At 68.2% G+C, this 12,461-nt stretch carries 10 protein-coding genes and 1 tRNA gene; 9 read left to right on the plus strand and 2 right to left on the minus strand.

What is annotated here, in order from left to right; translation table 11 throughout:
* The first annotated feature begins 4 nt into the window (after positions 1 to 4).
* Genes LV75_RS03305 through LV75_RS03315 form a run of 3 tightly spaced genes read left to right on the plus strand, consistent with a single transcriptional unit; the run spans position 5 to position 2,769 of the window.
* Complete coding sequence (locus tag LV75_RS03305) at positions 5 to 1,150, plus strand: DUF3631 domain-containing protein (protein ID WP_253885121.1); 1,146 nt, start codon at positions 5 to 7, stop codon at positions 1,148 to 1,150.
* Positions 1,147 to 1,368: a helix-turn-helix transcriptional regulator gene (locus LV75_RS03310; RefSeq protein WP_253885122.1), complete on the plus strand. Its 222-nt coding sequence runs from the start codon at positions 1,147 to 1,149 to the stop codon at positions 1,366 to 1,368. The genes LV75_RS03305 and LV75_RS03310 overlap by 4 nt, the downstream gene beginning before the upstream one ends.
* Positions 1,369 to 2,769 carry a site-specific integrase gene (locus tag LV75_RS03315; protein WP_253885123.1) on the plus strand — a complete coding sequence of 467 codons (1,401 nt, stop codon included), beginning with the start codon at positions 1,369 to 1,371 and terminating at the stop codon, positions 2,767 to 2,769.
* Between the two features lie 111 nt (positions 2,770 to 2,880).
* On the opposite strand, the gene LV75_RS03320 is transcribed toward LV75_RS03315, so the two are convergent.
* Positions 2,881 to 2,954, minus strand: a tRNA-Leu gene (locus tag LV75_RS03320).
* A 166-nt stretch (positions 2,955 to 3,120) separates the two neighbouring features.
* Between LV75_RS03320 and LV75_RS03325 the strand changes: the two genes are divergently transcribed.
* On the plus strand, positions 3,121 to 3,720 hold the full coding sequence (locus LV75_RS03325) for an ANTAR domain-containing response regulator (protein WP_253885124.1): 600 nt from the start codon (positions 3,121 to 3,123) through the stop codon (positions 3,718 to 3,720).
* A 7-nt stretch (positions 3,721 to 3,727) separates the two neighbouring features.
* On the opposite strand, the gene LV75_RS03330 is transcribed toward LV75_RS03325, so the two are convergent.
* On the minus strand, positions 3,728 to 5,602 hold the full coding sequence (locus LV75_RS03330; protein ID WP_253885125.1) for a fibronectin type III domain-containing protein: 1,875 nt from the start codon (positions 5,600 to 5,602) through the stop codon (positions 3,728 to 3,730).
* Between the two features lie 265 nt (positions 5,603 to 5,867).
* On the opposite strand from LV75_RS03330, the gene LV75_RS03335 reads away from it, so the two are divergent.
* The 5 genes from LV75_RS03335 (at position 5,868) to LV75_RS03355 (ending at position 11,544) form a co-directional block, all read left to right on the plus strand.
* Positions 5,868 to 7,100, plus strand: a complete 1,233-nt coding sequence (locus tag LV75_RS03335) for a branched-chain amino acid ABC transporter substrate-binding protein (RefSeq protein ID WP_253885126.1) — start codon at positions 5,868 to 5,870, stop codon at positions 7,098 to 7,100.
* 76 nt (positions 7,101 to 7,176) lie between these two features.
* On the plus strand, positions 7,177 to 8,106 hold the full coding sequence (locus LV75_RS03340) for a branched-chain amino acid ABC transporter permease (RefSeq protein WP_253885127.1): 930 nt from the start codon (positions 7,177 to 7,179) through the stop codon (positions 8,104 to 8,106).
* Entirely contained in the window at positions 8,103 to 9,944 is a 1,842-nt protein-coding gene (locus LV75_RS35380; protein ID WP_253885128.1) for a branched-chain amino acid ABC transporter permease, read from the plus strand. Before LV75_RS03340 ends, LV75_RS35380 begins: the two co-directional genes overlap by 4 nt.
* Positions 9,941 to 10,834, plus strand: a complete 894-nt coding sequence (locus LV75_RS03350) for an ABC transporter ATP-binding protein (RefSeq protein ID WP_253885129.1) — start codon at positions 9,941 to 9,943, stop codon at positions 10,832 to 10,834. The genes LV75_RS35380 and LV75_RS03350 overlap by 4 nt, the downstream gene beginning before the upstream one ends.
* A complete protein-coding gene (locus LV75_RS03355) occupies positions 10,831 to 11,544 on the plus strand; it encodes an ABC transporter ATP-binding protein (RefSeq protein ID WP_253885130.1) in 714 nt (237 codons plus the stop codon). Before LV75_RS03350 ends, LV75_RS03355 begins: the two co-directional genes overlap by 4 nt.
* Positions 11,545 to 12,461 lie beyond the last annotated feature (917 nt).

Here is a 12,461-nt window from a genome sequence, read left to right on the forward strand (position 1 = left end):
CGCCATGACTTCAACAGCACCCGTAGAGGCTGGCCAATCGGCCGCTGAGTTGCTCGACTCGGTCAACAGCGCGCTTGCACGGTACGTGGTGTTGCCGACCCTGGACGCCAGCTATGCGATCACCTTGTGGATCGCGGCCACGCACGCACAACCGGCGTGGGCGCACGCCCCGCGCCTGGTGATCCGGGCCCCTGAGAAGCGATGCGGGAAATCCAGGCTCCTGGACCTCATCGAGGCCATGTGCCACGACCCGTTCATCACCGTCAACGCCAGCACGTCGTCCATCTACAGGTCCGTCACCGACGACCCTCCCACCCTCTTGGTGGACGAAGCGGACACCATCTTCGGCCCACGTGCCGGTCAGCACGAGGACCTACGGGGCCTGCTGAACGCGGGACACCAGCGCAACCGCCCCATCAAACGCTACAACGCCGAGACAAAACAAGTCGAGTCGCTGCCCACCTTCGCCATGGCGGCACTCGCAGGCATCGGCGCCATGCCGGGGACGATCGAGGATCGGGCGGTCATCGTCCGGATGCGGCGACGCCTGCCGAATGAGTCCACGGCGCCATTTCGACACCGCCGTGACCGGCCTGCGTTGCGTGAGTTGGCCACGCAGCTCAACAAATGGGTGCGCACGAGCCTGGACGCGCTGGAACTGGCCGTTCCCGACATGCCGGTTGAGGACCGTGCGGCGGACACCTGGGAACCACTCGTGATCATCGCTGACCATGCCGGCGGGGACTGGCCCGACCGGGCCAGGGCAGCCGTGTTGGCTCTCACCGCGGAGCATGACGCGGACCAGGAGACCTCCCTGGGTGTCCGCCTGTTGACGGACTGCCGCGCTGCGTTCGGCGACGACGCGGCTGTCTCCACCACGTCCCTGCTAGACCGGCTCAAGCGTGACCCTGAAGGGCCCTGGGCCGCGCACGGACCCGTCGGCATGACCCCGGCCAAGCTCGCCGACTACCTACGCGAGTACGACATTCGCTCGGGAAACGTCCGATTCTCCGATGGATCCCAGGCGAAGGGGTACAAGCGTGTCCACTTCGGCGACGCGTGGCAGCGCTATTGCCCGACTCTCAACACCAACACTCCCGCTGCCGGAACGCTGCTGCAACTTCTCCCGCTGGAAGGTGATGTCGCGTGAAGAAAGGAAACGTCTACAGGATCGTTATAGGCAGCTTGAGTATCGACGACGTCCTTGAGGATCTGGGAATCGCCAGGTCGACATTCTACGAATGGCGTGTGACCAACCGAGGGCCAAAGGTGAAGCGGCTGCCCAACGGTGCGATCCGCATCCGGATTGCAGACTACGAGGAATGGCTGGCTTCGCTCGACGAAGACGAAGGCAAGGAGGCGGCGTAGATGGTCAAGTCTTACAAGGTCAAGATCTGGGCAATCGAGGCTCGCCAAGGTAAGAAGTCGAATACCTATCGCGTCGCATGGCTTGTCGACGGGGAACGGTTTCAAGAAACCTTCTCGACGCGGACTCTTGCCGATGGCTTCCGGTCCAGTCTGGTCTCGGCCACCCGGAAGGGAGAGGCGTTTGACACTGAATCGGGCCTGCCGACATCGCTGGCGCGCAAGGCTTCCGCCTTGAGTTGGTACGACTTCGCGATCCGGTACGCCGACATGAAGTGGGGTCAATCCGCCGCCAAGTCGCGGGCTGGGGTTGCTGACACGCTCGCAACTGCGATGCCTGCCTTGATCACAGGCCAGCGCGGGCGACCTGATCCCAAGGTCATACGGCGCGCCCTTGTCGGGTGGGCCTACAACTCCAGTCGCAGAGACCAGGACATGCCTGCCGAGGTCGCGGAGGCGTTGAAGTGGCTCGCGTCCAATACCGTCGAGGTGTCCGCCTTGGACGATGTCGCCTTGCTTCGCCGCGTTCTGGACGCGATATCGGTGAAGATGGACGGTGAGCACGCTGGTGCCAAGACGGTGTTGCGTAAGCGGGCCGTCTTCCACAACGCTCTGGAGTATGCCCTGGAGTTGGAAGTGTTGGGTGTCAACCGATTGAGTGCGGTCAAGTGGAAGGTTCCGAAGACTGTCACTGCCATTGACAAGCGAGTCGTGGTCAACCCTCGGCAGGGAGCCGGCTTGATCGCGGCGGTAGGGGCACAGGTTGTGGACGGACAGCCCCGGCGGTCGGCGGGACCGATGCTGCGGGGCTACTTCGCCTCGATGTTCTACGCCGCACTGAGGCCAGCGGAAGCGGCGATGCTGGGCCGTACGTCGATACGCGGGTTGCCCGGTAGCGGGTGGGGCGAGCTCCACCTGTCCGACACCGCCCCGATCGCAGGCGCGGCATGGACCGACACAGGTGAACGCCGAGACAGGCGGGGACTCAAGCACCGCGCACGACAGCAGGTACGGGTCGTCCCGTCTCCGCCTCCGCTGACCGCGATCCTGAACCAGCATGTCGAGCAGTTCGGGTTCGGGGCCGACGGGAGGCTGTTTCGCAGCCTGACCGGGGGACCGGTGGCGGAGTCGACCGCGGCACGGGTCTGGGACAACGCCAGGAAAGCCGCGCTCACCGAAGAGGAGTACGCCTCACCGACGGCCGCCAGACCCTACGACCTGCGGCACGCGTGTGTGTCGACCTGGCTCGCGGCGGGCGTGCAGCCGGCGCAGATCGCGGAGTGGGCCGGGCACTCGCTCTGGGTATTGCTCCAGATCTACGCCTCCGTCATTGCGGGCCTGGAACACCAGGCCCGCCAACGCATCGACCAGGCACTACTCGGACTGGACCGAGGGGGTGAATAGGGGGAGAACAGCCGTACAACCCCGAATCTGACCGGACACAGCCGAACATCGATGAAACAGGCCCTGCCAGCGATCGTGCTGGTCAGGGCCTGTTTCGGGTGGTCATGGGAGTGCCCCCGGTGCGATTCGAACGCACACTGGACGGATTTTGAGTCCGCTGCCTCTGCCGGTTGGGCTACGGGGGCGTCGCGGGGTGACTCTACGGGATGGGGGGTGGGGGGTGTTCCACGGGTTGGGTGGTGCGGGGCGTTTGGGGGGTGTTGGCGCGATCACGCGTGGTGGGGGCGGGTGGGCGGTGTACCTGGCGGTACGCTGGGGGCTCCGTCTTCTGCCTACCTGAGGAGGACCCCGGTGACCGATGTGGCTGCCGAGGCCCAGCCCGCCCCGCGTCGCGTGCTGGTGGCTGAGGACGAGGCCCTGATCCGGCTCGACCTCGTCGAGATGTTGCGGGAAGAGGGCTATGAGGTCGCCGGGGAGGCCGGGGACGGCGAGGAGGCCGTTCGGTTGGCTGGGGAGCTCCGGCCCGACCTGGTGATCCTCGACGTCAAGATGCCGCGGATGGACGGGATCGACGCGGCGACCATGATCGCGGGGGAGCGGATCGCGCCGGTGGTGATGTTGACGGCGTTCTCGCAGCGGGAGTTGGTGGAGCGGGCGCGGGACGCGGGGGCGATGGCGTACCTGGTGAAGCCGTTCGCCAAGCACGACTTGGTGCCCGCGATCGAGTTGGCGGTGAGCCGGTTCGCCGAGTTGCAGGCGCTGGAGAACGAGGTCGCGGGGCTGACCGAGCGGTTGGAGACCCGCAAGGTCATCGAGCGGGCCAAGGGGCTGCTGATGGCCGCGCAGGGCCTTTCCGAGCCCGAGGCCTTCCGCTGGATCCAGCGGACCGCCATGGACCGGCGGACGACCATGAAGGCCGTCGCTGAGGCCGTAGTGGACAACATCACGTAAGGCGCCACTAGGCGACGGTGAACTGGCTGAGCACCGACCCCCGGGCTCCGCTCGTCCCGATGACCCGCACCTCCACGGTGTGTTCACCGACCGCACGACCGGTCAGCCCCACCGGGATCGCGTACTGCCCGCCAGGGGCGCCCGTGTTCGTCGCGGTCGGCAGGCTCGCCGTCATCCGGCCGTCCACCCACAACTGAAACCCCTGCACACCCTCCAGCCCACCCGTGTCCCACTGCGCCGCCGCCCCGCTTAGCGCCACCGTCAACACCAGCCGCCCCTGAGCTGGGACGACCGGTGACGGCAACGGGCGCCCGGCGGAGTCGCCGAGGACAAGGCGAGCTGCGGGCAACGCGTCCACCGTTGGGCGTTGTCGATCGGTTCGGGCGGGTTGCGTTGTCGTACGCACGGTCGCGACAGGACCTGGCACCAGCTCCAAGTAGCTCTCCTGCACCAACGCCCCAGGTCCGGCCCCGGGTGCGCGCACCACCAGAGGACTTAGCGAGTCAGACCCGTTGCCGCCCAACAACGCCTGCGGGATCTCCGCTGCCACCGTCAGGACGGATCCCGGCGCTGTCGGGGGAGTTGGCACTACCGGTGGCGCGGGCAATAGAGCAGTGCCCAGCTGGATCTGAACTCGGCTGACGTCCATCCCCGCCGACACAACCAGCGTGACAACCATCCGAGCCGACAGTGCATTCACCAGTGGGCGGCGCAAGATGCCTGCAGAGGGAGCCGACGTCGATGGGTCCAACACCTGCCGCGTAGCCAGGTTGACCGGCGTCTCTACTACCTGCGGTATCGGCGTTGCAGCCCCCGTGAACCCCGCCGACGCTATATGCACCCGGGCGCGTCGCCCCTCAGGCCCGCGAACCCCCACCAACACCCACGCCGTTCGCCACGACGGCACCACCGGCGAGGACGCGACGACCCTGCCGTCCTGCGACAGCGTCACCTCGGTCCTGGTAACCCGTACCTCGAACAAGTGCAGCGCCCCAGCACCGCGCGGACCAGGCGTGGCGACGAACGCGCCTCGCTCACCCACCGACGCGCCGGAGTCGTCCACGACCGCCCGCACCGTGCCTGGCGGCAGCGTCCCGGTCCCGTCCAGCGATCCCACCCGGTCTGCGGGCCCCGGTACCAAGTCCACCTTGAGCCGCCCACCCGGCCCCGCCGCGTCCGCGAGCACGGCGACCCTGCCGAGCACGCCGTCCCGTGTGGACTCGTCGAGCACTATAGGCCGCCGCGCCCGCAGCACCGCTTCGTCGGCCCCGCAGCCGAGATCGATCGGCAGTCCTACCTCGCCGGTGGCCCGCGCGCCCAGGTCAACGCACCCGCGGTAACCGGACAGGTGCCACAGTGACCCGACCGTGTCCGCGCGCAGCGTGGAATCGTCCGGGAAATCGTCGAGCAGCCCGCTCAACCCGCCCCGCCAGGAAGTGTCACCCGGTCCGGGATTCCCCTTTGCCACTTCTGGCGCCGAAAGCTGGCCGAACCCGTCGACCGCCCGTACCTCGATCCGGTATTCCTGTCCATCGCTGAGCCCGTCGAGCTGCGTGTCACGGGTTGCCACCAGCCGGATCCCGCCCGGGTGGCCCGCTCCGCTCCAGCGCACCTGGTACCCGGTGGCCCGGGCCGCTCCCGCCCAGGACACGACCAACCGGCCGGGGGACGGTCGAACCTTGAGATCACGCGGAGTGTCCGGCGGCGCACCGGGATCCGGGAGCACTACGTCATCGGCGGCGAACCGGCTCACCCGTTCCGGTGGCGGGATCGGCGCAGGTCCTGGCCCCGGTGGCGGTTGCGGAGCGCGCAGAACGAGCACGGCCGCACCGATGAAGATCGCGGCGGAACCCCAGGCCAGGAGCCGGTTCCGCGGGCGCACACCCCGAACCCTAGGCCCGCCGGTGACCGTCTGTGACACGTTGTTGTGAAGTTGAGACCGGGTCGGTGTCGCGCCGTTCATGCCCGGATGTCCGGACTGCGGACACGGTGGTGGACTTTCGTTGCAGTCTGGTCACGAGGAGCCCAGGTGCGTGACTACGTCGCATTCGGTCACTACTTTCCGGCGCAACCCTCCAACAGGTATGAGGGCGAGGTTCGGCATGCTTACACGCATTGTCCGGACGAAAGCGGAGAAGGGACATCACGTGCGAAACCAGACGGTGAAGGCCGCGGTGCTGGTCGCTGGCGCGTTGTTGCTCGCAGCCTGTGGCACGAACAAGACCGAGTCAGGCTCGGGCGGGGGAAACAACAACCAGAGTTGTGACCAGAGCAAGGGCACCCTGGTCATCGGCGTCATCGCGCCGCAGTCCGGTGGTCTGTCCGCGCTCGGCCTCGGGATCAAGAACTCCGCGTCGCTCGCGGCCGACCAGGCCAACGAGAAGTGCGTCGTGCCCGGCTACAAGCTCCAGGTGCAGACCGAGGACGACCAGGCGACCGCCCAGGTCGGCGCCCAGGCGGCGACCCGCCTGTCCTCCAACGCGAACGTCGTCGGCGTGGTCGGCACGCTGAACTCGTCGGTCGCGCAGAGCGTGCAGCCGATCCTCAAGGGCAAGAACATCGTTCAGGTGTCGCCCGCCAACACCAACCCGTCGCTGACCAGGGGCGCCGAGTACGGCACCGCCCCCAAGCGGCAGTTCGAGACCTACTTCCGCGTCTGCGCCACCGACGACCTGCAGGGCCCGTTCGCGGCCAAGTACCTGGTCGGCAAGGCGGGCAAGAAGTCCATCGCCATCATCACCGACGGCAAGACCTACGGTGAGGGCCTGGCGGCGGAGTTCAAGAAGCAGGCCGAGAAGGACGGCGCCAAGATCGTCGCCACCGCCAAGGTCGGCGAGAAGGACACCGACTTCAGCGGTGTCATCGGCACCATCAGCGGCTCGAAGCCGGACGCGGTCTACTACGGCGGCGAGTACCCGCAGGCGGGTCCGCTGTCCAAGCAGCTCAAGGACGCGGGCCTCGACATCCCGGTCATGGGTGGCGACGGCATCTACGACGGCAAGTACATCGAGCTGGGCGGCAAGGAGGGTGACCTGGCCACCTCGGTCGGCGCCCCCACCGACACCCTCGAGACCGCGAAGGCGTTCGTCTCGGCCTACAAGGCCAAGGCTTACAAGGACGACTTCAGCGCGTACGGCGCCTTCTCCTACGACGCCACCAACGCCATCATCGGCGCGCTCGCCAAGACCCTCTCCGGTGGCGACTGGAGCGACGCCAAGCGGGCTGACCTGATCAAGAACGTCCAGTCGTACTCCGCGGAGGGTGCGACCGGCGAGGTCAAGTTCGACGAGTACGGCGACAGCACCAACAAGCTGCTGACCGTCTACAAGGTCTCCGGCGGCAAGTGGGTTGCCGACGAGACCGGCACCTTCGGCGGCTGAGCCGTAACTTCTTGTCCAACCGCACGCGGCGGGGGCGGGCGCTTCTGGCCTGCCCCCGCCGCTCTTGGAGGTAGACGTGGCCACGCTGCTACAGCAGCTCATTAACGGCCTTGTGCTGGGTGGCTTGATCGCGCTCATCGCACTGGGCTACACGATGGTGTACGGCATCATCCAGTTGATCAACTTCGCGCACGGCGAGGTCTTCATGGTCGGCGGCTTCGCGTCGCTGGCCACGTATCGGTACTTCCTCCCGCCGAGCTGGCGCAGCGACTGGTGGCTGGCACTGCCGTTGATGGCCATCGGGGGTGCCGTGGTCGCCGTGGTCCTCGCGGTGGTCATGGAGCGCTTCGCCTACCGGCCCCTGCGCAACGCACCCCGCCTGGCGCCGTTGATCACGGCGCTCGGCGTCTCGGTCATCCTCAAGGAGGTCGTGCGCCTGGGCTACCCCGGCGCGACCGCCCCGGTCCCCTTCCCCCGTGCCTTCGTCGACCAGCAGTACCGGTTCGAGTTCTTCGACGGCACCGTCAGCATCGGCTCGACGGCCATCCTGATGATCGTGGTGTCCATCATCGGCGCCATCGTCCTGCAGACCTACATCTCCCGGTCCCGGATGGGACGCGCGATGCGCGCGACCGCCCAGGACCCGGACACCGCTCGCCTGATGGGGGTCAACCCCAACCGCACCATCGTGCTCACCTTCACCATCGGTGGCGCGCTGGCCGGTCTCGCCGGTGTGCTCTACGGCATCCACATCACCAACGTCGACACCGAGGTCGGCTTCCTGTACGGCATCTTCGCCTTCACCGCGGCCGTGCTCGGCGGTGTCGGCAGCATCAAGGGCGCCGTCATCGGCGGCTTCGCCATCGGCCTCATCAAGACCCTGTCCGGGCAGTACTTCCCCGGTGGGACGCAGTACGACCTGGTGTGGATCTTCGTCCTGCTGATCGTGGTGCTCGTGTTCCGGCCGCAGGGCCTGTTCGGTGAGCCGGAAAGGGTGCGCGCGTGAAAGAGTGGAACGAGTACCCGGACGGCTGGGTCTGGCTGGGCCAGATCCTGCTGGTTGGCGCGGGCATCGCGGCCGTCGTGCTGCTGGTGCGCCTGCTGTGGCGGGTCGCGACCCCGTACCTGGCCGAGCGCCCCGCGCTCGACCGCCCGCTCGGCATCGCTGGTGGCGTGGTCGCCATCATCGGCGCTCTGCTCCCCTGGGTGACCTTCGTCCTCAACGACGGCCCCTACCCGGACAAGGCGACCCTGCAGTTCTTCGACTCCCCGTGGGCGTTGAGCGGGTTCCGCCTGCACACGCTGATCATCGGCGTCCTGGCCATCGCGGTGGTCTTCCTCCCGCTGCCCCGGCGCCGGGTGCTGCGCGCGCTCGGCTGGGGCTCCATCGGCATCGCGCTGGTGAACATCCTCTTCCCGATCATCGACGGCGGCGGCTTCGGCGCGATCACCTCCGACGGCGAGTCGTTCGCCTTCGGCGGCATCGCCACCCTGATCGCCGCGGTCCTGCTGGTCTTCGCCGCGAAGGCGGGCGGTGTGCTGGAGCCGATCCCGCACTGGAAGAGCGCGGTCCCCACGCTCGTCGCCTACGCGGTGCTGGTCGTCTCCTTCGTCGTGCTGCTGCTCGTGGTCGCGATGCTGCTCAACTCCGGCGGCCAGGGCGGTGTCGGCAACCCGTACGCGGGCCCGATCTTCCTGTCCCTGCTGGCGTTCCTGGCCGGTGTGCTCGGCGCGCTGCACGCGATCGGGCTCACCACCTGGATCTCGGCGCTGTCGGACAAGCACAAGTGGTTCAGCGTGATCGTCCTGCTGGTGGTGGCGCTCGCGCTGCCGTTCACCGAGGCGGGCACGGACTACTGGATGACCACGGCGGCCAACATCGGCGTGTACGCCGCGACCGCCATCGGCCTCAACATCGTCGTCGGCCTCGCCGGCCTGCTCGACCTCGGGTACGTGGCGTTCCTGGGCATCGGCGCGTTCGTCGCGGCGAACTTCTCCGGTGCCGCGGCGGCCGCGGTCGGCATCGAGTTGCCGTTCGTGGTCGCGGCGCTCATCGCCGCGGTCGTGGCGGGCATCTTCGGTGCCGTGGTCGGGTCCCCGACGCTGCGCGTGCGCGGCGACTACCTGGCCATCGTCACGCTCGCCTTCGGTGAGATCTTCAAGAAGGCCGCGCAGAACAACATCGGTGGGCTCACCGGTGGCGCTAACGCCATCCCCAACGTGCCTCCGGTGAGCGCGTTCGGTCAACCCTTCGACCAGCCGCTGACGATCGGTTCGGTGGAGCTGCCCTCGGGCGTCCTCTACTACGTGTTGATCATCGTGCTCGTCGCCCTGGTCATGGTCGTGTTCGCGAACCTGAAGAACGCGCGCATCGGCCGGGCGTGGATCGCGATCCGCGAGGACGAGGACGCCGCGCGGGCCATGGGCATCAAGACCGGGCAGGCGAAGATCCTCGCCTTCCTCATCGGCGCGATGCTGGCCGGTCTCGCGGGCGCGGTGTTCGCGCACAAGACCTCCACCGTGGCTTACGACAGCTTCCAGTTCATCGAGTCGGTGACGCTGCTCGCGGCGGTCATCCTCGGCGGCATGGGGTCCATCCCCGGCGCCGTGCTCGGTGCCGCGCTGCTGCTGGTGCTGCCGGAGAAGCTGCGCGAGTTCGCCGACTACCGGCTCATGCTCTTCGGCCTGGCGCTGGTGCTGATCATGCGGTTCCGCCCGCAGGGGCTGGTCCCGGACCGGCACCGCAGGGCCGAACTGGCCAACGAGGGCGCCGAGGGCGTACCCATCGAGGAGCTCAACGTGCACGACGACACCCCCGGTGACTCGAAGGCGGTGACCCGATGACCGCCAGCAGGCCGCCGGTGCTCGCGGCGAACAGCGTGTCGATGGTGTTCGGTGGCCTCACCGCGCTGTCCAACGTCAGCCTGCGGTTGCAGGAGGGCCAGATCCTCGGGCTGATCGGGCCCAACGGCGCGGGCAAGACCACGTTCTTCAACTGCCTCACCGGCCTCTACTCGCCCACCACGGGCAACGTGGAGCTGCGCGGGCGGGTGCTGCCCAAGGACCCGGCCGCGGTGACCGTGGCCGGGGTGGCACGCACGTTCCAGAACATCCGGCTGTTCCCCAGCATGACCTCGCTGGAGAACGTCCTGGTCGGTCGGCACTCGCGGATGAAGCAGGGCCCGATCGCCTCGCTGTTCCACGGCCCGGCCTACCGCAAGGGCGAGCAGGACGCGCGGGACCGGTCGCTGGAGCTGCTGGAGTTCGTCGGCCTGGCCAGCGTGCACGACGAGCTGGCCCGCAACCTGCCCTACGGCGACCAGCGCAGGCTGGAGATCGCCAGGGCGCTGGCGACCGACCCGTCGGTGCTGCTGCTCGACGAGCCGACCGCGGGCATGAACCCGCAGGAGACCGAGGCGACCCGGCAGCTGATCTTCGCGATCCGCGAGACCGGCGTCGCGGTCGTGGTCATCGAGCACGACACGAAGTTCATCTTCTCGCTGTGCGACCACGTCTCGGTGCTGGTCCAGGGCCAGCTGCTGGTCGAGGGCACGCCGGAGGTGGTGCGCGGCGACCCCCGGGTCATCGAGGCCTACCTGGGCAAGCCCCCGGACGAGGTCCAGGCCGAGGTCCGCGGGTACGCCGAGGAAGTCGGCCACGGTGGGCCCGACGCGACTCAGGTGATGGAGCCGGTCCGCGACGTGGACGGCGGCAGCGAGGGAGGCAACCGGTGACCGCACTGCTAGAGGTGCGCAACCTCAGCGTCGCCTACGGCGCCATCGAGGCGGTCCGTGACGTGTCCTTCTCCGTCGGCGAGGGCCAGATCGTCAGCCTCATCGGCAGCAACGGTGCGGGCAAGACGACCACGCTGCGCACGATCTCGGGCCTGTTGCGGCCGAAGTCGGGCCAGATCCTGCTCGAGGGCAAGCCGATCGACGCCCTGGCCGCGCACACCATCCTCGAACGCGGTGTCGCGCACTGCCCCGAGGGCCGCAGGCTCTTCGGCCGGATGACGGTCGAGGAGAACCTGCAACTGGGCGCCTACGTCCGCAAGGACAGCGGCGTCGCGGCCGACATGCAGCGGGTGTACGAACTGTTCCCGGTGCTGGGCCAGCGCAAGACCCAGAAGGCGGGCCTGTTCTCCGGCGGCGAGCAGCAGATGCTCGCCATCGGCCGCGCCATGATGTCGCGCCCCCGCCTGCTCATGCTCGACGAGCCCTCGATGGGCCTCTCCCCGATCATGACGCAGCGGATCTTCGACACGATCAAGGACCTGCAGGCGCAGGGCACCACGATCCTGCTGGTCGAGCAGAACGCCCTGGCGGCACTTGCCCTGTCCGACCGCGGCTACGTCGTGGACCTCGGCCGGACGACGCTGGAGGGCCCGGGTCACGACCTCCTCGCGGACGAGCGGGTACGCGCCGCTTACCTCGGCGAGGGCTGATCTGTCGCTTGTGGAGGGGCCGCACCCGGCGGGTGCGGCCCCTTTGCGTTGTCCGGTGTGGACTTGGGTGACCCTGGCTGGTTGGTAGTGCTTGGCTGCGGGTTGCTTGGGGCCGGGTTGCCTGGTGGTGTTCCTGGGTTTGGTTGGCTACGGGCAGGCTGGTGGTGCTTGGTTGGCTTCAGGGTGCTTCGTTGACCCTGAGTTGCTTGGCGTTGGGCTGGCTGGCTGTGCTGGCTGTTTAGTGGCGCTTGACCCCGGGCTGGTTGTTCGGTGGCGCTTGGCCCCGGGATGCTTGCTTGGTGGTGCTTGACTCCGGGTTGCGTGTCCACGGGCACGCCGGGAGCGGCCGCCTGCGCGTTGCCCGCGCTGCCGTGGCGACCGGCCCGCTCGGTCACCTACTCGGCGAGCGCGAGGACGACCAGGCGGTGCCTGGCCCCCGTTGCCTGACCCCTGTTGCTTGCCTGGCGGCGTTTGGTCCCGGGTGCTTGCTGGTGGTGCTGGACTCCGGTTTGCGTGTCCGGGCAGTGCCTGCCCCTGTTGCTTGCCCGGCGGCGTTTGGTCCCGGGTACTTGCTGCTAGCGCTTGACTCTGGGGCTGCCTGCTTGGTGGTCCCCGACCTGGACGCTTGCCTGGCCAGCGCGTGAACCCGGTGGTGCTTGGCCCGGTCGTGCTTGCCTAGCGGCGGTGCTGATCCGCCGGTACCCGCCTCGGCGGGCCGCCGCGTGCGCGCCCTCTGGCGGTGATGTTCACCCGTCTCAGCGACAAAAGTTATCCACATCTGGATCTTGGTTGCCCCTGTTTCAAGATCCACTGTCGGTGGGGCCTAGTAGACTGGCCCTGGGGCCGCCCCCCGGTGAGGGTGGGGGCTGCGCCCCCGACCCGCGCGCGTGGGGGGAGCGGTGTTGGTGTCGCAGTGA

It is taken from the genome of Actinokineospora diospyrosa, from assembly GCF_024171925.1.
Classification (GTDB): Bacteria; Actinomycetota; Actinomycetes; order Mycobacteriales; family Pseudonocardiaceae; genus Actinokineospora; species Actinokineospora diospyrosa.

Bases quoted from the DNA above. Each gene is read 5' to 3' on its own strand.
- LV75_RS03305 (WP_253885121.1), top strand. From the start codon at position 5: ATGACTTCAACAGCACCCGTAGAGGCTGGCCAATCGGCCGCTGAGTTG.
- LV75_RS03315 (WP_253885123.1), top strand. From the start codon at position 1,369: ATGGTCAAGTCTTACAAGGTCAAGATCTGGGCAATCGAGGCTCGCCAA.
- LV75_RS03350 (WP_253885129.1), top strand. From the start codon at position 9,941: ATGACCGCCAGCAGGCCGCCGGTGCTCGCGGCGAACAGCGTGTCGATG.